The organism is Ensifer sp. 2TAB8, from assembly GCF_052115125.1.
GTDB lineage: Bacteria > Pseudomonadota > Alphaproteobacteria > Rhizobiales > Rhizobiaceae > Ensifer.
Genome location: NZ_JBFRGB010000004.1, coordinates 98,877 through 120,894, shown reverse-complemented (window position 1 = coordinate 120,894; position 22,018 = coordinate 98,877). Strand labels below are relative to the sequence as shown.

At 62.7% G+C, this 22,018-nt stretch carries 19 protein-coding genes; 5 read left to right on the top strand and 14 right to left on the bottom strand.

Features of this window, described 5'->3' with window-relative positions; genetic code table 11:
- Positions 1–23 precede the first annotated feature (23 nt).
- The 5 genes from AB4Z53_RS10115 (at position 24) to AB4Z53_RS10095 (ending at position 6,494) form a co-directional block, all read left to right on the top strand.
- Complete coding sequence (locus AB4Z53_RS10115; protein ID WP_113535176.1) at positions 24–887, top strand: MurR/RpiR family transcriptional regulator; 864 nt, start codon at positions 24–26, stop codon at positions 885–887.
- A gap of 21 nt (positions 888–908) precedes the next feature.
- Complete coding sequence (locus AB4Z53_RS10110) at positions 909–1,685, top strand: SDR family oxidoreductase (RefSeq protein ID WP_113535175.1); 777 nt, start codon at positions 909–911, stop codon at positions 1,683–1,685.
- A 24-nt stretch (positions 1,686–1,709) separates the two neighbouring features.
- Positions 1,710–3,629 carry a beta-N-acetylhexosaminidase gene (locus AB4Z53_RS10105; protein WP_441595717.1) on the top strand — a complete coding sequence of 640 codons (1,920 nt, stop codon included), beginning with the start codon at positions 1,710–1,712 and terminating at the stop codon, positions 3,627–3,629.
- Positions 3,630–3,640: 11 nt separating this feature from the next.
- A complete protein-coding gene (locus tag AB4Z53_RS10100) occupies positions 3,641–5,083 on the top strand; it encodes a M81 family metallopeptidase (RefSeq protein WP_441595716.1) in 1,443 nt (480 codons plus the stop codon).
- Positions 5,084–5,267: 184 nt separating this feature from the next.
- A complete protein-coding gene (locus tag AB4Z53_RS10095; protein WP_441595715.1) occupies positions 5,268–6,494 on the top strand; it encodes an MFS transporter in 1,227 nt (408 codons plus the stop codon).
- Here the strand turns inward: AB4Z53_RS10095 and AB4Z53_RS10090 are convergent.
- From AB4Z53_RS10090 to AB4Z53_RS10025, 14 genes are all read right to left on the bottom strand, one after another.
- Positions 6,491–7,129 (bottom strand): hypothetical protein, encoded by a 639-nt coding sequence (locus AB4Z53_RS10090; RefSeq protein WP_113535171.1) that lies wholly within the window; start codon positions 7,127–7,129, stop codon positions 6,491–6,493. The two genes, AB4Z53_RS10095 and AB4Z53_RS10090, sit on opposite strands and share 4 nt — an antisense overlap.
- A gap of 268 nt (positions 7,130–7,397) precedes the next feature.
- Complete coding sequence (hutU, locus tag AB4Z53_RS10085; protein ID WP_223730389.1) at positions 7,398–9,071, bottom strand: urocanate hydratase; 1,674 nt, start codon at positions 9,069–9,071, stop codon at positions 7,398–7,400.
- A gap of 2 nt (positions 9,072–9,073) precedes the next feature.
- Positions 9,074–9,892: an N-formylglutamate deformylase gene (hutG, locus tag AB4Z53_RS10080; RefSeq protein ID WP_441595714.1), complete on the bottom strand. Its 819-nt coding sequence runs from the start codon at positions 9,890–9,892 to the stop codon at positions 9,074–9,076.
- A 1-nt stretch (position 9,893) separates the two neighbouring features.
- Positions 9,894–11,429 carry a histidine ammonia-lyase gene (gene hutH, locus AB4Z53_RS10075; RefSeq protein ID WP_441595713.1) on the bottom strand — a complete coding sequence of 512 codons (1,536 nt, stop codon included), beginning with the start codon at positions 11,427–11,429 and terminating at the stop codon, positions 9,894–9,896.
- Positions 11,426–12,670, bottom strand: coding sequence for an imidazolonepropionase (hutI, locus tag AB4Z53_RS10070; protein WP_441595712.1), 1,245 nt, complete (start codon positions 12,668–12,670; stop codon positions 11,426–11,428). Before hutI ends, hutH begins: the two co-directional genes overlap by 4 nt.
- A 298-nt stretch (positions 12,671–12,968) precedes the next feature.
- The gene (gene phnN, locus AB4Z53_RS10065) at positions 12,969–13,550 is read right to left on the bottom strand and encodes a phosphonate metabolism protein/1,5-bisphosphokinase (PRPP-forming) PhnN (protein ID WP_113535166.1); all 582 of its coding nucleotides are present in this window, start codon (positions 13,548–13,550) and stop codon (positions 12,969–12,971) included.
- On the bottom strand, positions 13,547–14,686 hold the full coding sequence (locus AB4Z53_RS10060; RefSeq protein ID WP_113535165.1) for an alpha-D-ribose 1-methylphosphonate 5-triphosphate diphosphatase: 1,140 nt from the start codon (positions 14,684–14,686) through the stop codon (positions 13,547–13,549). Before AB4Z53_RS10060 ends, phnN begins: the two co-directional genes overlap by 4 nt.
- A gap of 1 nt (position 14,687) precedes the next feature.
- On the bottom strand, positions 14,688–15,395 hold the full coding sequence (locus AB4Z53_RS10055) for a DUF1045 domain-containing protein (protein ID WP_113535164.1): 708 nt from the start codon (positions 15,393–15,395) through the stop codon (positions 14,688–14,690).
- A 127-nt stretch (positions 15,396–15,522) separates the two neighbouring features.
- Positions 15,523–17,040 carry a phosphonate ABC transporter, permease protein PhnE gene (gene phnE / locus AB4Z53_RS10050; protein ID WP_441595711.1) on the bottom strand — a complete coding sequence of 506 codons (1,518 nt, stop codon included), beginning with the start codon at positions 17,038–17,040 and terminating at the stop codon, positions 15,523–15,525.
- A gap of 8 nt (positions 17,041–17,048) precedes the next feature.
- Positions 17,049–18,011 (bottom strand): phosphonate ABC transporter, permease protein PhnE, encoded by a 963-nt coding sequence (gene phnE / locus AB4Z53_RS10045; protein ID WP_441595710.1) that lies wholly within the window; start codon positions 18,009–18,011, stop codon positions 17,049–17,051.
- A 179-nt stretch (positions 18,012–18,190) separates the two neighbouring features.
- The gene (gene phnD, locus AB4Z53_RS10040) at positions 18,191–19,096 is read right to left on the bottom strand and encodes a phosphonate ABC transporter substrate-binding protein (RefSeq protein WP_113535161.1); all 906 of its coding nucleotides are present in this window, start codon (positions 19,094–19,096) and stop codon (positions 18,191–18,193) included.
- Positions 19,097–19,181: 85 nt separating this feature from the next.
- The gene (gene phnC / locus AB4Z53_RS10035; RefSeq protein WP_441595709.1) at positions 19,182–20,024 is read right to left on the bottom strand and encodes a phosphonate ABC transporter ATP-binding protein; all 843 of its coding nucleotides are present in this window, start codon (positions 20,022–20,024) and stop codon (positions 19,182–19,184) included.
- Positions 20,025–20,277: 253 nt separating this feature from the next.
- Positions 20,278–20,661, bottom strand: a complete 384-nt coding sequence (locus AB4Z53_RS10030; protein ID WP_223728738.1) for a YciI family protein — start codon at positions 20,659–20,661, stop codon at positions 20,278–20,280.
- Positions 20,662–20,750: 89 nt separating this feature from the next.
- Positions 20,751–21,911 (bottom strand): glycosyltransferase family 2 protein, encoded by a 1,161-nt coding sequence (locus AB4Z53_RS10025; protein ID WP_441595708.1) that lies wholly within the window; start codon positions 21,909–21,911, stop codon positions 20,751–20,753.
- Positions 21,912–22,018 lie beyond the last annotated feature (107 nt).

The following is a 22,018-nucleotide window of genomic DNA, read 5'->3' as shown; positions in this document are numbered from 1 at the left end:
AATAAGCAGGGCGTAAGCGGCCGATGGACATCTTCGCGACACTACAGGAAGAAAAAGGGCGGCTCTCCCAATCGGAAAACCGCATTGCCGACATTCTCCTGAACGATTTCGAATTCGCGGTGAACGCCTCCATCATCGAATTGGCGAGCAAGGCGGATGTCTCGCCGCCAACTGTGACCCGCTTCTGTCGGCGGCTCGGCTGCGACAGCTTCTCCGATTTCAAGGTGCAGCTCGCCCGCACCGCCTATATCGGCATGCGCTATCTGAAGCCGGAGCCCAAGAGTCGCGAGACGGGCGACGTCGCCCAGGACATCATCACCAAGTCACAGAACGCGCTGTTCCTCTTGCATCGCTCGCTTGATCTGGCCGCCATCGAGCAGGCGGTCGAGCGGATCGCGGCAGCCGAAATGATCTATGCCTTCGGTTCCGGCGGAAATTCCTCGATGATCGCTGCCGAGTTGCAGAACCGGCTCTTTCGCTACGGGCTTCGCATCACGTCCAGCTCCGATCACAGCATGCAGCTGATGATGACGGCGGCGGCGCGGCCGACCGACGTAGTCATCGGCTCGTCCTTTTCCGGCCGCAATGCCGAGCTCGTGCGCGCCTTTACGCTCGCCCGCGAACTGAAGGTGCCGACCATTGCGCTGACGCAGAGCGGCAGTCCGGTGGCGGCCGCCGCCAGCATCACCGTTCCGGTCGATTTGCCCGAGGGCAACAATATCTACCGCCCCACCTCCACCCGCATCGCCTATCTGGCGCTGCTCGACATCCTCTCCAGCCTCGTCGCCTATCGGGTGCAGCCCCAGGCGACGACCACACTTCGGCGCATCAAACAGCAGCTGGTCACGCACCGCGACGGTGACGATCGCCAGCTTCTCGGAGACTGACGTGCCGCGAAAGGTCAGCGCATGACGCAATCCCTAGCGATCGTAACCGGCGCTGCCGGCGATATCGGCCGCGCTATCGCGCGCAAGCTTTCTGACGATCACGATGTGATCCTGCTCGTCGACATCGATGCGGAGGCCGCCGAACGGGCCGCGCGCGCGCTCGGCGACGAAAACCGTTTTGTGGCGCTCGCCTGCGACGTGACGGATGCTCAGAGCGTTGCAGCGATGGCGGCGACAGCAAAGGGCAAGGGATCGGTTCGGACGCTCGTCAACAATGCCGGCGCTGCCCGTGCCGTCAGCCTGCATGATACGACGCCTGAGATCTGGCGCATGGACAATGCGCTGAACCTCGAAGCAGCCTTCCTCACTTTTCGGGCCGTTGAGGACATGCTGAAAGAGACCCGCGGCTCGGTGGTCAACATCGCCTCGGTCAACGGCATGAATGTTTTTGGCCACCCGGCCTATAGCGCCGCAAAGGCGGGTCTCCTGCATCTGACGCGGCTCATTGCCGTGGAATACGGCAAGTTCGGCATTCGCTCGAACGCCGTGGCGCCCGGCACGGTGCGCACCCAGGCATGGGAGGCGAGGGCGGCATCAAATCCGGATGTCTTCGAAGAGGCGCGCCGCTGGTATCCGTTGCAGCGTATCGTCAACCCGGACGATGTGGCCAATGCGGTGCATTTCCTGGCGGGGCCGATGGCTGCGGCCATCTCGGGCGTCTGCCTGCCTGTCGACTGCGGCCTCACCGCCGGCCAGGCGGAACTCGCCCGTACGTTTTCGCAATCAAGCCACTACTGACCTAAAGCATTCTGGAGGATGAGCATGCACCCGGTTTCCTACCGTCTCGAGGCGTCCTGGCAGCCGGATGGCGGGCCGTTTGGCCGGTTCACCTTCACACTGTTCAATTTCTCCGGTGCGCCTCTTTCCGGCTTCAGGATCGTCTATACCTCGCTCACGCGGGTGATCGATCCCGAGGCCTGCGACAATGCCGTGTTCCTGCGCCGCAACGCCAATTTTCACGAATTCGCGCCGCCGGCCGGGCTGACGATCGAGAACGGTGAAAGCTGGAGATTCACCGTCAGCGGCCTGCATCGCAATGCACGTCATTGCACGGACGGCGCCAAGTCCGCCTATCTGACGCTCGCTGACGGCCGCCATGTGCCGGTCGCCGTCTCCGATCTCCTTCTTGAGAACGCCGTCAGCGAACCGCCGCCGGTGCAGCTTCCGGAAGGCAGGCTCGACCAGCCCTATGCGCTGCAGCCGTGGCCGGCGAAGCTTGAGCTTCGTGCTGGCTCAGGTTTCCCGGTCACTCTCTATCCGGCGGCCGATGCCAAGCAGGACGACGTTGCAGCCGTCGACACGGTCCTGTCGATGTTCCGCCGCCTGTTCCCTGCGGCGCATGCGCCATTCAGCCTTGCCGGCTCGAGGCAGGGCCGGCCGGTGGCATTCACGGCGGATGCAGCTCTGGCGGGAGAAGCCTATCGCCTGGATTTCTCAGAGACCGAAATTCGCCTCAGCTACGGCGGCAGCGCCGGCCGGCAATACGGCCTGACGAGCCTCGCGCAGTTGCTGGACGGCGCGCGCAACCACCCCGGAAAATTCCACTTCCCGTCGACTGGCACGATCTCGGATGCGCCGCGTTATGGTTGGCGTGGCTGCCATCTCGATGTGTCCCGCCAGTTCTATCCGACGGCCGACGTCGCACGGCTGATCGACATTCTCGCCTGGTTCAAGCTCAACGTCTTCCACTGGCATCTGACGGACGATGAAGCGTGGCGTCTGGAGATAAAGGCCTATCCGGAGCTGACGACGCTCGGGGTCCTGCGCGGTCCGGATGAGCTGCTTTTGCCGCAGCTCGGCAATGGTGCCGAACCCGTCGGCGGGTTTTACAGCCAGGCGGATGTGAAGGCGATCGTCGCGCAGGCAACGGCGCTTCATGTCGATGTGGTGCCCGAAATCGATATCCCTGGCCACAGCACGGCGACCCTGGTGGCGTTGCCGGATCTGACCGACGGTCAGGAAGCACCGGAAAGCTATCATTCGGTTCAGGGCTATCCGAACAACGCGCTCAACCCGGCCGTTGCCTTCACCTACGAGTTCCTGGAGAAGGTCCTCGACGAGATGGTCGAGCTTTTCCCAAGCGAATATATCCACATCGGCGGCGATGAGGTGGCGAACGGCTCCTGGCTTGCGTCGCCGCTGGCCAAGAAGCTGATGGAGCAGGCGGGCATTTCCGGTACCTTCGCGCTGCAATCCTATTTCCTGAAGCGGGTGAAGCAGATGCTGACGGCGCGTGGCCGCAAGCTCGCCGGCTGGAACGAGGTGGCCCATGGCGGCGGTGTCTCGACCGAGGATACGCTGCTGATGGCCTGGGAGCGGCCAGAGGTCGGGATCGAGCTCGCCCGCGAAGGCTATGACGTGGTGATGACCCCCGGACAGGCTTACTACCTCGACATGGCGCAGGCCGATGCCTGGCAGGAGCCGGGCGCAAGCTGGGCCGGTACCGCAACGCCTGCCCACACCTATGGTTATGAGGCCGAAGGCGAATTTCCCGAGGAGCTGAAACCGCGCCTCAGGGGTGTTCAGGCCTGCATCTGGAGCGAACATTTCCTGTCGCGCGGCTACTTCAATCGCCTGGTTTTTCCGCGCCTTCCGGCGATCGCCGAGGCGGCCTGGACACCGAAGGCGGCGAAGGACTGGCAGCGTTTCGCGGCCATTGCGCCGCTCAGCCCCAATCTCTGAGAGGAAAAGCCATGCGCATCGCCGTTGGTGGCATCCACACCGAGTGCAGCACCTATTCGCCCGTCCTGATGACGGAAGAAGATTTTCGTGTCCTGCGTGGGCAAGCGTTGCTGGAAGCAGAGTATTTCAGCTTCATGAAGGCTGAGGGCGTCGAGCACATGCCGCTGCTGCATGCGCGGGCCGTGCCCGGTGGCCCCGTGTCGCGCCCGACATACGAGGCGTTCAAGGTGGAGTTCCTTGAGAAGCTAAGCGCCACCTTACCGATCGATGGCCTCTATCTCGCCATGCATGGCGCCATCAAGGTCGACGGCATGGATGATGCCGAAGGCGACTGGATTTCGGCGGCGCGTGCTGTCGTCGGTCCGGATTGCCCGATTGCGGCGAGCTACGACCTGCACGGCAATGTCAGCCAGAGGATTATCGATCAGCTCGATATCTTTGCCGCCTATCGCACCGCGCCGCATATCGACACGCCGGAAACCATGACTCGCGCCTGGTCGATGCTTGTCTCGGCATTGAGAAGCGGATCCCGTCCGGGTATTGCCTGGGTTCCGGTTCCCGTGCTTTTGCCCGGGGAATGCACCTCGACGGAGGACGAGCCGGCGAAGTCGCTTTATGCGCAACTGCCTGACATGGACCAACGTCCCGGCGTTCTCGACGCCAATCTGATGGTCGGTTACGTCTGGGCCGACGAGCCGCGGGCGACCGCCTGCGCGGTCGTCACCGCGACCGATAGGACAGCAGCCAAGCAGGCGGCGGAAGAGATTGCCGCCGGCTACTGGGCGCAGCGGAGAAACTTTCGCTTCGGCCCGGTGACTGGGCCGCTCGATGAAATGCTCGATATCGCCGAACGGGCGACGACGACCCCGATCATCCTTGCCGACTCGGGCGACAACCCGACGGGCGGTGGCGTCGGCGACCGTGCCGATGTGCTGAAAGCTCTGCTGGCGCGCAGTTGGCGCGGCGCCCTGATTGCCGGCATCACCGACCGGCCCGCGGTCGAAGCCTGCTTTGCCGCGGGTGTCGGTGAAACGCTGATGCTGAAGATCGGCGGCAGCCTCGACCCGGCAAGCCCATGCGCCGAGATGCTGGTCGAGGTCGTCAGGCTCGACGATCCGGGTGCTGAGCGGGAGCGGCAGGCGGTGGTGCGCGTCGGCGCCATCGAAATCGTCATTGCCGCGCGCCGCAGGCCCTATCACGATATCGAGGATTTCCGGCGCCTGGGGCTCGATCCACAGGCGGTGCGGCTGCTCGTCGTCAAGTCGGGTTACCTGTCGCCGGAACTTGCGCCAATCGCCAACCCCAATCTGATGGCTTTGACCGAAGGTGTCGTCAACCAGGGCATCTCCGGCCTTGCGAGCCTGCGCCGTCAGCGGCCGGCTTACCCGTTCGATCAGGATTTTGGGTTTGAGCCTGTCGCCCGCTTCTCGTCCCGCTGGTCGAGCGACGGCTGAGGCTTCACTATCCGCATTTGCCTGTCCGAGTTTTCGGGTAGGCCCTTCCTTGGCAGCGCCCCGGTCTATTGGGCCGGTAAACAACGCTGTGACGCCTTCACTTGCTGCATATTCTGTCCTTAAATCGACCGTGATTTAAGGGATTGTGCGATATCCTCCACCCGCTTCGCGGACACGTTCTAGCATGACTTCCACCATTTTCAGCGCTATGCGCAACCCGGCCATGCGGATCAGCATGCTGGCGATCTTCCTGTTTGGCTTTGCGGGTGCCGCGACGTCACCCTACCAGTCCGTCGTCGGCATCAACGAACTGGGCCTGAGCGACGCTCTCTATTCGCTGCTGATCCTTCTCGCCTCGACGGTCAATGTCATCGTCAGCGTTTCGATCGGCATCCTGGCCGACCGCGTCGGCAACTACCGGGTGCTGATGTCGACTGCGATCCTGTTCGGCGTCGTTGGCTACGGTATCGTCTATCTACTGCCGCATCAGATGAGTTTTGTCGTCAGCGTCTTGTTGCTGTTGCCGATCTACGGCGCGGTTTACACGCTGCTCTTTGCCAATGTCCGCAGTATTGCGCGCCGGATGAGCGGCCATGACGCCGCGTCGCTGACGACGGGGGCACGTGCCGCCATCTCGCTCGCGTGGGTTCTGGTACCGGGACTGGTCGGCTTTGCCCTGGCGGGCGGGGAGAGCATGCTGCCCGCCTATCTGCTTGCCTGCCTGGGCTGCACCGCCAATCTGCTGATCGTGTTCTTTTCGCTGCCCAACGAAGGCGGCGTTGATCCGTCGCTCGGCAAGCGGCTTTCCTATTGGACATCGTTCCGCGAGATCCTGGCGCCGCGTATCTTCCTGCGGGTGATTGCCGTTGCGACGATCACGTCGACGCTGCACGTCAACTCCGCCGTGTTGCCGCTGATCATGACCGATGAGGTCGGTGGAAGCGTCACTGATATCGGCATTATCGTCGGTATCGTCGCGTTCCTGGAGGTTGTTTTCATTTTCGTCTGGGCGCGCATCCAGTTGAGCCTCGTGCCGTACAAGGCGCTGGCGTTGGGCACGGCCATCTATATCGGCTACATGGTCCTCCTCAGCTTTTCCACGGCCACCTGGCAGATCTACGCGCTAACCCTGATCAGCGCCTTTGGCGCAGCAGCGCTGATCACCATTCCGATCAGCTATTTGCAAGACCTGATCGCCGACCGTCCGGGACTGGGAAGTTCACTGATCGCGGTGAACCTGTTCCTCAGCGGCGGGCTTTGCGCGGGGCTTTTCGCGCTGGGTACGCGGATCAGTAACTATTCCGGCACGGCGCTGCTCGGCGGTGCTGGGGGGCTTGTCGGGTTGGTGCTGCTGTTGGCCCTCGACGGCGACAGAAAGGGAAAGAGGACGGTCAGCCGCGAACCGGGTTAGTCCCAGGGCTCATCGACAAATGTGCAGGTGAATTTGGTTTGATTGTCCTGGAGACATCTCTTCTTTTGATCGACGAGGATCATGATCCTCGCGATGAAGCGAGAGAAGTCGGCCTTGCTGGAGTTAAAGGTGACTATCCCCAGCGCATGCGCCTGCGCCTGAGCCACGCAGGTTGCCAATTCCTGATCGGGGACATTGCTGTTTGCAACGACGACGGCTTGTTCAAACCGCCCTTCCGCAGAATAGCTCACGGCAGAGGCGCAGTTTCCAGCACCGCTTCCCGCGGTGTCGTTGAGCAATTTGTTGTAGTAGGCGTCGAAGCCGAAATCTTCAATTTTGCTAAGGTTGACCCGGCCGTTCTGGATGACATCTTCTCTAAATATGACACCGATGGTGTTTCTTCCGAGGCCCGGCTGGGCTCGCACCTCGATACCGGCACTGATGGCGAGCATTTGAATTGTTGAGAAGACCACGTCCCTCTTCTTGGTCTCCCCTTGGCTCATTCCGACGCCGATAAACTCCGGGAAGGCGGTAAAATGCCGTTCGCCGTTGCGAACAGGGCCGAAGAAACTCACGGTCTGAGCGAGCGCAGACGAGGCAACAAAGACGCTCGTAAGAAGCCCGGTGGCAAACATCAAATGTCTAATGGTTCTTCTCCTGTTCCTGCCCCAACGCATGAAGCCTTCTCATCAAAAACCAGCGCGCGGGTGAGTGAACGGAGACGTCCTGTAACGCGTCGCGGGCAATGCGATGGCATCTCGATTTTTTTAGCATTGCTATCCACGGCTGCAAGGCGCCGGGGCCAGGAAGGCGCACTCCTGACACCAGTCTCATCAAAAAGTGATAGGGGCGTCTTTCGGCGCCCCTATCTGTAGGTCCTTGAGTATGTCGGTCGGTCGCGGGTCAGTTGCCGAGAATGCCCGGCAGACGCAAGCCTTTTTCCTTGGCGCAATCGAGCGCGATCTCGTAGCCAGCGTCGGCATGGCGCATGACGCCGGTCGCCGGGTCGTTCCAGAGAACGCGCTCCAGGCGCTTGGCCGCATCATCCGTACCATCGGCGCAGATGACGACGCCCGAATGCTGCGAGAAGCCCATGCCGACGCCGCCGCCATGATGCAGCGACACCCAGGTGGCGCCCGAAGCGGTGTTGAGCAGGGCGTTCAGAAGCGGCCAGTCGGAAACGGCGTCCGATCCGTCCTTCATCGCTTCCGTCTCGCGGTTCGGCGAAGCGACAGAACCGGAGTCGAGATGGTCGCGGCCGATGACGACAGGAGCCTTCAGCTCGCCGTTCTTGACCATTTCGTTGAAGGCGAGGCCGAGGCGGTGGCGGTCGCCGAGGCCGACCCAGCAGATGCGCGCCGGCAGGCCCTGGAAGGAGATGCGCTCGCGCGCCATGTCCAGCCAGTTGTGCAGATGCTTGTTGTCGGGCAGCAGTTCCTTGACCTTGGCGTCGGTCTTGTAGATGTCTTCCGGATCGCCGGACAGGGCCGCCCAGCGGAACGGGCCGATGCCTCGGCAGAAGAGCGGACGGATATAGGCCGGAACGAAGCCCGGGAAGGCGAAGGCGTTTTCGAGGCCCTCTTCCTTGGCGACCTGGCGGATGTTGTTGCCGTAGTCGAAGGTCGGGATGCCCATGTCCTGGAAGGCGATCATCGCTTCCACATGCTCGCGCATCGAAGCGCGTGCTGCCTTTTCGACAGCCTTCGGGTCGCTTTCGCGCTTGGCCTTCCATTCGGCCATCGTCCAGCCCTTCGGCAGGTAACCGTTGACCGGGTCGTGTGCCGAAGTCTGGTCGGTGACCATGTCGGGGCGGATGCCGCGGCGCACCATCTCCGGCAGGATCTCGGCAGTGTTGCCGAGCAGGCCGACGGACTTCGCTTCGCCGTTCGCAGTCCAGCGGGCAATGATCTCCATCGCCTCGTCCAGCGTCTCAGCCTTCTCGTCGAGGTAGCGGGTGCGAAGGCGGAAATCGATCGAGTCCGGATTGCATTCGACGGCAAGGCACGATGCGCCGGCCATGACGGCTGCGAGCGGCTGGGCGCCGCCCATGCCGCCGAGACCACCGGTCAGCACCCACTTGCCCTTCAGGTTGCCGCCATAGTGCTGGCGACCGGCTTCCACGAAGGTTTCGTAGGTGCCCTGCACGATGCCTTGCGTGCCGATGTAGATCCACGAGCCGGCGGTCATCTGGCCGTACATGGCAAGACCCTTCTTATCCAGCTCGTTGAAGTGATCCCAGTTCGCCCAGTGCGGCACGAGGTTGGAGTTGGCGATCAGAACGCGCGGGGCGTCCTTGTGAGTGCGGAAGACGCCGACCGGCTTGCCGGACTGCACCATCAGTGTCTCGTCGTCGTTCAGGTCCTTGAGCGTCTCGACGATCTTGTCGAAATCGGCCCAGGTGCGCGCCGCCCGGCCGATGCCGCCGTAGACGACGAGTTCGTGCGGGTTTTCCGCGACGTTCGGGTCCAGGTTGTTCATCAGCATGCGCAGCGGCGCTTCTGTCAGCCAGCTCTTCGCATTGAGCGTCGTGCCCTGGGGGGCGCGCACGTCGCGAATGTTGTGGCGCGGATTGTTCATGGTCATGCCTCGCTCCCTGTCTGTGTCTTGAGGTCAAATGCGATGGTTTCGATGCGGTCCAAGATGGCCTTCAACGGTTCGCGGAGCCGTGCGCTCCGGTTGGCGTCGAGCGCAAACGGTGCCTCTTCGGCGGCCAGGTGGGTCGATTGCGCGAGTTCCATCTGGATCGCGTGCACGCCGGTTTCCGGACGGCCATAGTGGCGGGTGGTCCAGCCCCCCTTGAATCTGCCATTGAGGATGCTGCTGTAACCCTCAGCCACCGCTGCAAGATCGGCCGTCGCCTTCTCGATCTCCGGCGCGCAGGTCTTGCCCATGTCGGTGCCGATGTTGAGATCCGGCAGTTTGCCATCGAAGAGGAACGGGATGTGCGAGCGGATCGAGTGGCAATCATAGAGCACGACGACGCCATGGATCGCCTTGACGCGCTCGATCTCGGCGGCGAGCGCTGCGTGATAGGGCGCGTGGAACGTCCGGAGCCGCTCGGCGATATCGGCTTCGGTCGGCGCCTCTCCGTCTTTCCAGATCGGTTTGCCGTCGAAATCCGTATCCGGGATCAGACCGGTCGTATTCTGGCCGGGGTAGAGACTGACGCCTTCGGGATCGCGATTGGCGTCTATCACGTAGCGATGGAAGGTCGCGCGAACGACGGTGACGTCCTTCAGGAGGCCGTCATAGAGCTCGTGGATATGCCAGTCGGTATCGGCGAGGATCCGGCCGTTGTCGTTCAGACGGTCCCAGATCGCAGCCGGCACTTCGGTGCCCGTATGCGGAAAACCGAGGATGACCGGGGAGTTGCCTCGTTTGACTTCGAAGACCGCCATCTCAGGCCTCCAGGCCCGGCAGGATGCCGGCAGAGACGGCAGCGTTCAGGCGGCCGGAGGCGATGAGATCGCCAGCAGCCTTGAGATCATTGGCCATGTAGCGGTCTTCTTCGATCGTCGGCGAAACGGCGCGAAGCGCGGCAGCGGCCTTTTGCAGTTCGGGGCTCGTCGCCAGCGGGGCGCGGAACTCGACGCCCTGGACGGCGGTCAGCGCTTCGATGCCGATGATCGAGAACAGGTTTTCGGTCATCAGCAGCAGGCGGCGTGCACCGTGGCAGGCCATGGAGACATGGTCTTCCTGGTTGGCCGAGGTCGGCGTCGAGTCGACGGACGCCGGATGCGAGAGCTGCTTGTTCTCGGACATCAGCGCCGCCGAGGTGACTTCCGCGATCATCAGACCGGAGTTCAGGCCCGGCTTCTTGGCGAGGAAGGCCGGCAGGCCGTAGGAGAGGGCAGGGTCGACGAGCAGCGCGATACGGCGCTGCGAGATCGCGCCGATTTCACAGACAGCAAGCGCAATCTGGTCGGCTGCAAAAGCCACCGGCTCGGCGTGGAAATTGCCGCCGGAGACGACCGAGTTGTCCGAAAGAACCAGCGGATTGTCGGTGACGGCATTGGCTTCGGTCTCGAGCACGCGGGCGACCGAGCGCAGGAGGTCGAGGCAGGCGCCGTCGACCTGCGGCTGGCAGCGGATGCAGTAGGGATCCTGTACGCGCTCGTCGCCTTCGATATGGCTTTCGCGGATTGCGGAGCCCGCGAGCAGCGCCCGCAGCGCAGCTGCCGTATCGATCTGGCCGCGATGGCCACGGAGCGTGTGGATATCGGGATGGAAGGGTGCAGAAGAGCCCATGGCTGCGTCGGTCGACATGGCACCGGTAACCAACGCTGCCTGCGCAGCGCGGTGCGCGCGGAAGAGACCTGCGAGCGCGAGCGCCGTCGAGGTCTGGGTGCCGTTGATCAGCGCCAGGCCTTCCTTGGCGGCCAGCACGACCGGCGTCAGGCCGGCGGCGGACAGCGCTTCGGTACCGGACATGCGACGTCCTTCGAAGAAGGCTTCGCCGTGACCCATCATGACTGCGGCCATGTGGGCGAGCGGCGCGAGGTCGCCGGAGGCGCCGACCGAGCCCTTTTCGGGGATGACCGGGATGACGCCTTTTTCGAGCATGGCTTCGATCAGCCGTACGAGTTCGAGCCGGACGCCGGAAGCGCCGCGGCCGAGCGAGACAAGCTTCAGCGACAGGATCAGACGCACGACGTTTTCTGCGAGCGGCTCCCCGACGCCGCAGCAATGGGACAGGATCAGGTTGCGCTGCAGTGTCGCGACGTCGGCGCTGTCGATCTTGATCGAGGCGAGTTTGCCGAAGCCGGTGTTGATGCCGTAGACCGGCGCGTTGCCAGCGACGATCTCGGCGATGCGGCCGGCCGCCTTTTTGATACCAGCGTCAAACGACGGGTCGAGACGGGCGGGTTCGCCAGTCCAGTAGATGGTTTCGAGGTCGCGAAGGGGCACGGAGCCCGGGTGTAGAATGATGGTCATTGACCAGTCCTTTGCCCTCTGAAGATGCGTTCATGAAGTGGATTGAAGCCGATGCGGTAGACGAGCTCGGCGGGATCCTCGATGTTCCAAAGCGCGAGATCGGCCGATTTGCCGACCTCGATGGTTCCTGTCTCGGCGAGCAAGCCGAGGGCGCGGGCGGCTTCACGCGTCGCACCGGCGAGGCATTCGGCAACCGTCAACCGGAAGAACGTCGCCGACATGTTCATGGTCAGAAGCAGCGAGGTCAGCGGCGAAGTGCCGGGATTGCAATCCGTGGCGATCGCGATATGTGCGCCGGCGTCGCGCAACGCCTGGACCGGTGGAAGGCGCTCTTCGCGCAGCGCATAGAAGGCGCCGGGCAAAAGCACGGCGACCGTGCCGGCCCTGGCAAGCGCTGCGGCGCCTTCGGCGTCGAGATATTCGAGATGGTCGGCCGAGAGCGCGCCGTAGGAAGCCGCGAGCTTGGCACCGCCGAGGTTGGAAAGTTGTTCGGCGTGGAGCTTGACCGGCAGGCCGAGTGCCCTTGCGCGGTCGAAGACACGGGCGATCTCAGCGGTCGAGAACGCGATGCCCTCGCAGAACCCGTCGACTGCGTCGACCAAACCTTCGCCATGGGCCGCGTCGAGGCCTGGCAGAACCACGTCGGTGATGTAGTCGCCGTTCCGACCCCTGTAGTCGGCCGGCGTCGCGTGGGCGGCGAGGTAGCTGGTGACGACGCGCACCGGACGGAGCGTTTCGAGCTTGCGGGCGGCGCGCAGCATGTTGAGTTCGGCCGTGACGTTCAGCCCGTAGCCGGACTTGATTTCAACGGTCGAAACACCTTCGGAAAGGAGCGTGTCGAGGCGCGGCAGGGCGCTTTTGACGAGTTGATCGACGGACAGCGCATTGGTTGCCTTCACCGAGGAAACGATTCCCCCGCCGGCGCGTGCGATCTCTTCATAGGTGGCGCCTTCGAGCCGCATCTGGAACTCGCGGGCGCGGTTGCCGCCATGAACGAGATGGGTGTGGCAGTCGATGAGGGCGGGCGTCATCACGCGGCCCTGGCCGTCGGTCGCTTCAAGGCTGCGTGAGAACTCGGCGGGAAGGTCACCCTCCGGACCGGCATAGGCGATGCGCCCATCGACGACCGCAACAGCCGCATCCTCGACGAGACCAAGCCCCTCGACGTTTTCGCCGAGCGTCACGAGACGCACGTTGCGCCAGATTCCGGGTGCCTGCTTGCTGGTCGAGATTTGGGTCATGAGGTCGCCTCCACTGGATATAATGTATATACATATTAATTTGCTCCACAAGAGGAAATTTATGGAGCTCTCGGAAAAGAAAAGGGCGATCGGGCCGCCGGACCACGATGAAGTAGCTGAAGAGATTGCGTTAGAAATCTGATTTCGCGGAATATTTCGGCCGGCCGCCGTACCTCCGGCGCAGCAAAAAGAATGGCCCCAAACCTGAGGTTCGGGGCCATTGCCTGGATATCTTGAGAATGCTCGTTGCGATGCGTGCTAGCGACTCGAGGCCTATCGGTCGCGAAGGCTGGCCGCGCTAGGCCGCGTGATCCGCCTTGATACGCAACCGTTCAACGACCTCGACAAAGCGATTGCCGGCGATTTCCAACCGACCGCTGTTATCGATTACGCTGACGCCGGGGCCTGAGGTGACATCGGGCGCCAGGCGGCTGAGACGTCGTAACACCTCTTCCTCGCTTTCACGGCCGCGTTCGGCAAGCCGTTTCGCGAGCACCGGCGCTTCTGCCGTGACGACGACGACGGCGATTTCGCCGAAGGCTTCACGGAACGCCGGCAGGGCACCGCGGCTGCCGTTGACGATCGCCGTCATGCCGTTCCGGACATTCTGGAGCACCGCGGACGGGATGCCGTATTTCAGGCCGTGCGCATCCCAGTAGACGGCAAAGGCGCCGTCCTTCTGCATGTCGACGAATTCATCCTCCGAGACGCTTTCATGCACTTCACCGCCGGCATCCGACGGGCGGGTGATGACACGACGGACGAAATGCACATCGTGACAGTCGGTAAAATGTCGGGCGGCAAAGCCCATGACGCTGTCCTTGCCGGCGCCGCTCGGGCCGACGACGACGACGAGCGCGCCCTGTTCGTTCGCGCTCATGCGACACGCCGTCCTTCGCGCCAGACGGAGCGTACGACCGGGATGCCTTCCTTGCGGTGCACGCGGGCGATATCGGCGCGCAGGCCAACGGCAACGCGGCCGCGGTCATTGAGACCGACGGTGCGGGCCGGCGTCGAGGTCACCATGGCGATTGCTTTCGGTAGGTCGATGGATTCGATTTCGTCCGAAAGTACGAAGGGTGCGTGGATCAGGCTGAAGGGCACATAGTCCGACGACAGCACGTCGAGCACGCCGCGCTCCGCCAAGTCGCGGGCAGCGATGTTGCCGGAGTGCGACTTGCCGCGCACGATGTTCGGCGCACCCATGAGCACACTCAGACCTGCGCGGTGCGAGGCTTCGGCAGCTTCGAAGCTCGTCGGGAACTCGGCAAGCTTGATGCCGAAGCCGATCGATTCTTCGACGTGATCGACGGTCGCGTCGTCATGGCTGGCAATGGTGATGCCGCGGGCGGCGCAATCCTGGGCAAGGGCTGTGCGGTGCGGGCCGGCATATTTTGCCGAAAGCGCCTGCTGGCGCTCGACGAAGCGGGCGAATTCCTCGTCCGAGAAGCCGCGCTTGGATTTGTAGTAGAGCGTGTACTGGTCCATCGTCTGGAACTGGCGCTGACCGGGGGCGTGGTCCATCAGCGAGACGAGCCTGACCTGCGGGTCGTTCTGGAAGTCCTCGTAGTGATCGAGTACGTCGGAGGTCGAAACCTCGCAGCGGAGGTGGATCAGGTGGTCGGCGCGCAGGCGGCCTTCTTCCTTGGCCTGTGCCAGCGCGTCGGCCATGCTGCGCATCTCGCCCTTCTGGAAGCCGCCGTCCTCGTCGGAACCGAGGCGCAGGCAGTCGAAGACCGTGGTGATGCCGGAGGTGACCACCTGTGCGTCATGAGCCTGGATCGCCGCGATCTTCAACCAGCGTACACCCGGGCGCGGCGAGTAGTGGGCTTCGAGGTGGTCGGTGTGCAGTTCGATGAGGCCAGGGATCAGATAGTCGCCTTCGAAGTCCTCACCGCTGGCAACCGTGCCCTCGGAAATGTCGGCAATCTTGCCGTCGCGGATCAGCACCGAACCGTCGAGGACACTATCCTCGAGGACGATGCGGGCGTTGGTCAAAACCTGTTCTTTGCTCATCTCATGCGATCTTTCGTTGGGTGTCGCTGCCGAGCGGCAGCAGGGAGCGGACAGTAAAGGGTGCGCCGCGCTCCGGTTCGACGAAGAGTGCGACTGACGTAACGTGAAGCGGCTTTCCGGTGTGTTCGGCAAAGGTCGTTTCGAGTGCCCGGCGCATGAAATCGCTGTTCTCGGCGGGCACTGGACCGGTCAAGGTCAGATGAAACTGAAATTCTTCGAAAACATAGGGATAGCCCCATTCCCGCAGGTAGCGCCGCTGGCGCTCAGGCAGATTTTCCGGCTTGCGGCGGACGAAATCGGCATCCGACAGCGGCGCGCGGAAGGGATCAAAGCGATGAACAGCGTCCTCGGCGAGGTCCTGCAGTTCTGCGGAAGGAGCCGAAGGAACGAGGGCAAAGAACGGGCCGAGTTGATGGAGAACGATCTCCGGGATCTCGAAGGGATCGAGGTCGGCGGCGAAGCATTCGAAGATGCTAAGCAGTTCGTCCTCGTCCCGGCCTTCTGCAAGCTCGAAGGGGGCTTTCAGCGTGCCGTGAAAGCCGTAGCGCCGTGGATCGCTCGTCAGTGCGCGCTGCACCTCTTGGTCGAGGCCGGCAATCGCCGGGGCATCGAGATCCTCGCCGGTAAAGGCGTCACGGCCAAGCCAACGGGACGCGGTCTGCGACAGCCGGTCGTCCGCCGGCGGCGCGAAATAGATTGCATAGCGCACGGTCTTCACTTTCTTGTAGCGACCGGCCCGCCTGGGCGGCGGGTCGATTGATTGCGGGATGCGATGCGCAGCTAGCCGATTTCCATGACAACATCATGATGGCGGACGCGCAAATGCCTGGCAGTCGTCAATGTGCCTTGCTGCCCATCAGGCGCGAACGGCACGCGTTCGAGATGCTGTCGAAAATAAAGACAACCAGCAAGATCAGAAGCACCATGTAGGCGACATTTTCCCAATCGGAATTGGTGCGCATTGCTTCCCAGAGTTTGAGGCCGATGCCGCCTGCACCGACAGCGCCGATGATCGTCGCCGAGCGGGTGTTTGATTCCCAGAAATAGAGGGCCTGGCTGGCAAAAACCGGCAACACTTGCGGCAGCACGCCGAAGCGCTGCACGGCCAGAGGCGCAGCACCCACCGACTTCACGCCCTCGCGCTGTTTGTCGTCGATGTTCTCCAGCGCCTCCGAATAAAGCTTTCCAAGCGTTCCCGTGTCGGTGAAGAAGATCGCCGAGATACCCGCGAGCGGTCCCGGGCCGAAGGCGCGGGTGAAGAACAGCGCCCAGATGAACATGTCCACCGATCGCAGGAAGTCGAAGAAGCGCTTGACCAACTGATTGGTCATAAAGCTCGGCGTGATGTTGCGGGCGGCAAGGAAGCAGAGCGGGAAGGCGATCAGCGACGCAAAGAGCGTGCCGACGAAGGCCATGACGACGGTCTGCAGGAGCTTCGTCCAGACATCCAGATGCTGCCACTCGGCATTGTAGAGGATGTTGTTCCAGGCGAGTGAAAGATTGGAACGCGCCGGATCGATCCGCTCGCCGGACATGATGAGCGAAGCGACTTCGCCGTAGCTCTTGCCGAAGAAGGGCGAGTTGGTGTCGAAGAGGAAATTCGCCCAGCCGAAGAAGCGGTTGCGGATGGAAACCTCGTCACCTTCGACCTCCGCCCAGCCGGTGGCGCCGAAAGCAAGCACGATCTTCTCGCCGGGGCGCTTCTGCGTCGCCCAGGTGGGCAGCGTGCCCTGCGGTGTCACCCTGTCGGCGCCGTCAACGGCCATCACGAAGGTCTCGCCGCCATGGGTTGCCTTGACCAGGCTGTCGGCGATCTCGATCCTGGTCGAGCGGTCGTAGGTAACAACGACGCGCGTCAGCACCTCTTCCGTGCGGGTTTCGACCCGGTTCTGAGCTTCGGCGGTGGTTGCGCCACCCAGTGCAGAGCCTGGCGTCATGAAGCTGAAGGAAGAACTTGCCTTCGGCTTTGCCGTTTGTGTTGCCGGCGTCGGAATTTCAACGCGGCGTGTCACCGTTTCCTTGTCGAGTTCGACCCAGTCCGGACTGGGGTTCGGTCCGAGCGGCGAATTGCGTTGATAGTTCAGGCTCATCGTCCGGTCAGGGGCGATGTGGATTTCCGGGCGGACTTCATAGGAAACCCAATCGGCGAGGTAGGTGCCGGCGATGCCCCAGTTGGCATTGCCCAGCACCTGTCCGATCGAAAAGAACCACCAGCTGAAAATGAGATATACGACGATGCCGCCGGTAACCGCTGCCGTGCGTACGCGCTTGGAGGTAGAGGATTTCAGGAGTTCTGGATGGCGGTTCGCGATCGCATCCATTTCCATCGGGTTCAATCGTGTGGTCGTGGTCATGCGTGCACCTACTGGGCCAGCTGGAAGGACTGTTCGCCAACAAGGCGACGGCGGAGCCAGGCGGAAAACTGGTCGACAGCGAAAATGGTCGCGAAAAGCAGAATGACGATCGCAAGCGTTTTCGCCTGGTGGCCCTGGCCGATCGAGAGGCGCAGCAACTCGCCGATGCCACCGCCGCCGACGGCGCCGATGATGGTCGAGGCGCGCACATTAATCTCGAGGCGCAGGAGGAAATAGCTGGTGAAGTTCGGCAGTACCTGCGGCACCATGCCGAACCAGACGCGCTCGATCCAGTTGCCGCCGGCGGCGCGCAGGCCTTCGTCGGGTTTCATGTCGGCGTTTTCGACCACTTCGTAGAAGAGCTTGCCGAGCGCGCCGATCGTATGGATCGAGACCGCAGCGATCGCGGGAATGGGCCCGAGCGAAAGGATCGCGAGGAAGAAGCCGGCAATTACGACTTCCGGAAAGGCGCGCAGGATCTCCATGATGCGGCGAACGATGCCACGGATCCAGGGGTTGGGCATCAGGTTGCGCGCGGCGAGGAAGCAAAGCACGAAGCCGAGTGCGGTGCCGATGACAGTGGAGAAGATCGCGATGTTCACGGTCTCCAGCATCTTGTGCACATATTCGGGAATGTAGAAGCTCCCGGTCAGGTAGAGCCGGCCTTCGGGATAGTTGTACTTGAAGCTGCCGTCGTCATWGGGCGAGGGCAGGTCGAACATGGCGCGGAAGATTTCCAGCCCGTCACGCGGCGCGAGGTCGCCGACGAAGTCGAAGAAATGCGGCAGGCGATCGAAGAACTTGCCGGCGTTGGAATCGTTGGCGAACCAAAGCGAGCCCGACAGAGCCAGGAAGAGAACGCCGAAGCCGAGCCAGGAATAGAGCCTACGGCGGGAACTGAGTTCCTGCCAGTGGCGCTCAATGACGGCGCCGTTGTCGCTCAGATGCCGCGGGAGCAGGGAAGTTGCCATGATCGTTCCGGCTCGCGCCGGCCTCTATGGCATTTCCAGGAAAGCGCCATGCGGCCTTCCATCAGGAAATGCGTGAAAACTAAGCGATAGACATCCGCTGAGGATGGGCGCGGAGCACCCCTTCAAACAAGGAAACGCTGGCCGTTTGGGCGGCCAGCGTTCCCAAGGTATGCGGTCTATCAGCCGCCGATCGTTGCCTTGCGGGCGTCGATGATCGGCTTGTAGAAGTCGGCGTTGACTTCGGTGAAGCCGGTGAAATCGCCACCCTGGATGGCCGAGAAGCACGCGGCGTCGGTCTTCGGCAGGTCGAGCATGAACTGCTTGAACTTCGCCTTCATGTCGTCGTTCATCGAGGTGCGCACGACGACCGGGCCATTGGGGATCAGCGGCGACTTCCAGAGTTCGACCAGGTCGTTCATGTCGAGGATGCCCTTGTCGACCATCTTCTTCAGGTTGCCCGAGGTGTAGCCGTCCTTGAATTCGCCGACGCCCGAGCCGAAGGTCGTGCCGGCATCGAAGGTGCCCTTGACGACTTCGAGAACCAGGTTTTCGTGACCGCCGCCGAAGCCGGTTTCACCGAAGAACTCCTTGACCGGCGCGCCGATTGCTTCCGGCAATGTAACGAGCGGGACGAGGTAGCCAGAGGTCGAGTCCGGATCGGCGAAGCCGAGCTTCTTGCCCTTCAGGTCTTCGAGCTTGGTGATGCCGGAATCCTTGCGGGCAACCATGATCGAGTGGTAGCCGGTCGAGCCGTCGGTCTGAACGGTCGTCAGGATCGGCTCGACGGCGTCAGCCTTGGCCAGATAGATCTTGGCGTAGCCGGAAGCGCCGAGTTCGGCGTAGTCGAGCGTGCCGCCGAGCAGGCCCTGGATAACGCCGTCATAGTCGGCAGCCGGGAACAGCGAGACCTTCTCGACGCCGATCGCAGCCGGCAGCTTGTCGACGAGGCACTGGAAGTTGCGCAGGCGGTCGGCTTCGTTTTCGCCGCCGAGGATGCCGATGCGGAAATCCTTGAGGTCTTCAGCCTGTGCGTGGCCGACGAGGGCGAGGAGCGCGACGGCGCTCAGAAGAGCTTTCTTCAGCATAAGGTTCTCCCGTGTGTCCGGCTCGGCCGGATCTATTGGGTTTCAAAGAGGTGCCCTTGACGCGGGCTTTCGATCCTGGCGGGCGTCAGATGCCGGCCAGTGCCAGCGGCTTGAGGCCGGCCGATGCCGTTTCTTCCTGCGGCTCAGCCGCCGGAATGTTGATGCTGGTGGAGGTCATCGATTCCTCGATGCCCGTATCGGCGCCGTAGATCTCGGCAACGGCTGCCGCCGTCAGATCCTTGGGCTGACCGTCGAAGACGACGCGGCCGTGCGCCATGCCGATGATGCGTTCGCAATAATTGCGCGCGGTATCGAGCGTATGAAGGTTGGTGATGACTGTGATGCCGTCGCGCTCGTTGATGTCACGCAGCGCATCCATGACGATCTTGGCGTTCAGCGGGTCAAGCGAGGCGATCGGCTCGTCGGCGAGCAGAACCTTCGGCTGCTGCATCAGGGCGCGGGCGATCGCGACGCGCTGTTGCTGGCCGCCGGAAAGCGTGCCGGCCGGCTGCAGGGCCGTCTGCTCGATCCCGAGGCGTTCCAGCGCGCCGATCGCCATGATGCGTTCTTCGCGGGTGAACATGTTGAGGATGCTCAAGACCGTCGAACGGTGGTTGAGGCGGCCGAGCAGCACATTGGTGAGCACGTCGAGGCGCGGCACCAGGTTGAACTGCTGGAAGATCATGGCGCAGTCGCGCTGCCAGTTGCGGAGCGCTGCGCCGCGAAGCGACGAGACCTCGGTGCCGTCATAGACGATCGAGCCCGAAGACAGGTCGACGAGGCGATTGATCATGCGCAGCAGCGTCGACTTGCCGGCGCCCGAGCGGCCGATTACGCCGACCATCTGCCCTTGGGGAATGTCGAAGGTAACCGAACTCACGGCTGTCTTCTTGCCGAACTGGCGGGCTACACTCTTCAACTGAAACATTTCTAGCAGGTCCTCTTTCGGGGAGACCGGTCATCGGTATGACACCTGCCATAGCGGCGCTTCATGAAAGCGAAATGTCAGTTTGTTGTAAGTTCTGTTACAGTTCACACCCACGCGGGCTGGGTTAATCAAATGTGAACGTCGCAGCCCGGGCGCAGGCGCGATTGGTCACCTTCCGCGTGATTGCGTGCTGATCCGAATGGGTTCGGGGCGGTAGCCAGGGCGCTCCCGGGGCGCTACCGCCGCGTGATTCCTAGCCCTCGGTGCCAGGCTCCAAGGTTGCCCCCGGAACATAGAGGGCGATCGGCCGGATCTCGTAGATCGCGGTAGGATTGCTGCGCCGCAGTTCGCGTGCAGCCGCTATGGCTGCGTCGATCGTCGGAAAGTCCACGACGTAGAGGCCCAGCAGTTGCTCTTTGGTCTCGGCGAAAGGTCCGTCGGTGACGATGCCTTCGCCCTGGCCCCTGAGCGTCACCGCACCTTCGGCAGGCCCGAGCCGCGCAGCCGGTCCGAAGGCTTTCTGCTGAACGAAGCGCTCATGAACCTCGAGAAGGTCGGACATCAGGGCCGCGTCCTCTTCCGCGCTCCAGGATTCGACCACGCCTGCCGTGTGATAAGCCAAGATTGCATAATACATGAACCGTCCTCCCGGACGTATTCCTGTCAGGTTTCGCTGGCGGCTTCAATCGGCGCGCGAGGTTCGTGGCCACAACTCTCGCTTGGAAATCAGCCCCAGGACGCGGCGGACCAACGACAGGCCTGGGCGGCGATGCGCGAACTGCGCTTGAGCTGACCCTGCGCCGCGGCTTGGCGCGCTCTCCAGACAAGGCCGCGGGCGAGCGAACGGGCGAGTTCGCGCCCCGGCGGAAAACTGCCGCTGAGCGAGCGCAGTCCTTCGTCGATCAGGGCATTCCCGAAGACCTCGTCGCAGTCGTATTTCGATCCAGTCGCGCGCCGGAGGATGCGCTTTTCATAGGGCGTCAGCGGACTCCGGCTTTGCTCAAGAGCGCGACCGAAGTCGGAGATGGCGATGTCCCAGCGCTTCTTGCGGGCCATGATCGCACCCCGCTGCAGGAGCGCGCTGCGCTCTTCATCGCCACTCTCGATGCGCCGCGACGGCAGATAGTCGGTGAGCGGCAAGGTCTGGTGCAAACGATCGAAGATCAGCGCATCATTGCTGATCCAGTTTTGATCGCGTCGCTGCGCCTGGAAACGGCTCGCCGCCGGTCCCCGGTCGCCGTCGTGCAGGCGCTGGTGAAAGATGACATTGGCGGTCGAAGCCGCCTTGCCGAGGAGAGAAAGCCTGATCAGCATGTCGTAGTCCACGGATCGCGGCAGTGCTTCATCGAATGCCCCGACGGCGTCATAGAGGCTGCGGCGGACGAGCATGCCAGGCTGGTGGACGAAGAAATCCTCAAGCGTGGCGATCAGGAATTCGTTCGTCGGACAGTCGTTCCAGTAGCCCGTGTCCAGGAACTTGGCGGCGCCATCCTTTTCGTGCTGGAAACGCACATAGCGCCCGTAGGCGATGCCGGCCGATGGATCGGCCTCGAAGACCTGCATGAGATCACCGAGCGCCGTGGGGCAAACAACGTCGTCGTCATCGACGATCCAGACGAACTGCCCCCTGCTTTTCTGTAGCCCGGCGTTCAATGCACGCGCCTTGCCGGCATTGGCCTGCTCTATGACCTCGATCCGGTTTCCGTACCGGGCAAGCACGTCAGCCGTTTCGTCGGTCGAGCCATCGACGACGACGATAATCTCGTCATCGCGTCCAATCTGCGGCAACAATGCATCGAGCGAAGCTGGTAGATATTGGGCCCGATTGTAGGTGGGGACAATGATGGAGATGCGGGCGCCGTTGCGAGATACGTCCGATAACTTCATGCCTTGTGCTCCTCCTCAATGGCAGCCTCTCCTCTTGGCGCCTTCCCAGTTCCCCAAGGTTCTTTCGGGGCGATCGATGCACCTTCAACGTGTGAAGCGTTGATAAA

Excerpts from the sequence above, each read along its gene's own strand:
- AB4Z53_RS10110 (WP_113535175.1), top strand. The coding sequence starts at position 909 with ATGACGCAATCCCTAGCGATCGTAACCGGCGCTGCCGGCGATATCGGC.
- hutH (WP_441595713.1), bottom strand. The coding sequence starts at position 11,429 with ATGACCATCATTCTACACCCGGGCTCCGTGCCCCTTCGCGACCTCGAA.
- AB4Z53_RS10060 (WP_113535165.1), bottom strand. The coding sequence starts at position 14,686 with ATGAGCAAAGAACAGGTTTTGACCAACGCCCGCATCGTCCTCGAGGAT.
- AB4Z53_RS10115 (WP_113535176.1), top strand. The coding sequence starts at position 24 with ATGGACATCTTCGCGACACTACAGGAAGAAAAAGGGCGGCTCTCCCAA.
- hutI (WP_441595712.1), bottom strand. The coding sequence starts at position 12,670 with ATGACCCAAATCTCGACCAGCAAGCAGGCACCCGGAATCTGGCGCAAC.
- hutU (WP_223730389.1), bottom strand. The coding sequence starts at position 9,071 with ATGAACAATCCGCGCCACAACATTCGCGACGTGCGCGCCCCCCAGGGC.
- phnN (WP_113535166.1), bottom strand. The coding sequence starts at position 13,550 with ATGAGCGCGAACGAACAGGGCGCGCTCGTCGTCGTCGTCGGCCCGAGC.
- phnD (WP_113535161.1), bottom strand. The coding sequence starts at position 19,096 with ATGCTGAAGAAAGCTCTTCTGAGCGCCGTCGCGCTCCTCGCCCTCGTC.
- AB4Z53_RS10105 (WP_441595717.1), top strand. The coding sequence starts at position 1,710 with ATGCACCCGGTTTCCTACCGTCTCGAGGCGTCCTGGCAGCCGGATGGC.
- AB4Z53_RS10095 (WP_441595715.1), top strand. The coding sequence starts at position 5,268 with ATGACTTCCACCATTTTCAGCGCTATGCGCAACCCGGCCATGCGGATC.
- phnE (WP_441595711.1), bottom strand. The coding sequence starts at position 17,040 with ATGACCACGACCACACGATTGAACCCGATGGAAATGGATGCGATCGCG.
- phnC (WP_441595709.1), bottom strand. The coding sequence starts at position 20,024 with ATGTTTCAGTTGAAGAGTGTAGCCCGCCAGTTCGGCAAGAAGACAGCC.
- AB4Z53_RS10090 (WP_113535171.1), bottom strand. The coding sequence starts at position 7,129 with ATGTTTGCCACCGGGCTTCTTACGAGCGTCTTTGTTGCCTCGTCTGCG.
- AB4Z53_RS10025 (WP_441595708.1), bottom strand. The coding sequence starts at position 21,911 with ATGAAGTTATCGGACGTATCTCGCAACGGCGCCCGCATCTCCATCATT.
- AB4Z53_RS10030 (WP_223728738.1), bottom strand. The coding sequence starts at position 20,661 with ATGTATTATGCAATCTTGGCTTATCACACGGCAGGCGTGGTCGAATCC.
- AB4Z53_RS10100 (WP_441595716.1), top strand. The coding sequence starts at position 3,641 with ATGCGCATCGCCGTTGGTGGCATCCACACCGAGTGCAGCACCTATTCG.
- hutG (WP_441595714.1), bottom strand. The coding sequence starts at position 9,892 with ATGGCGGTCTTCGAAGTCAAACGAGGCAACTCCCCGGTCATCCTCGGT.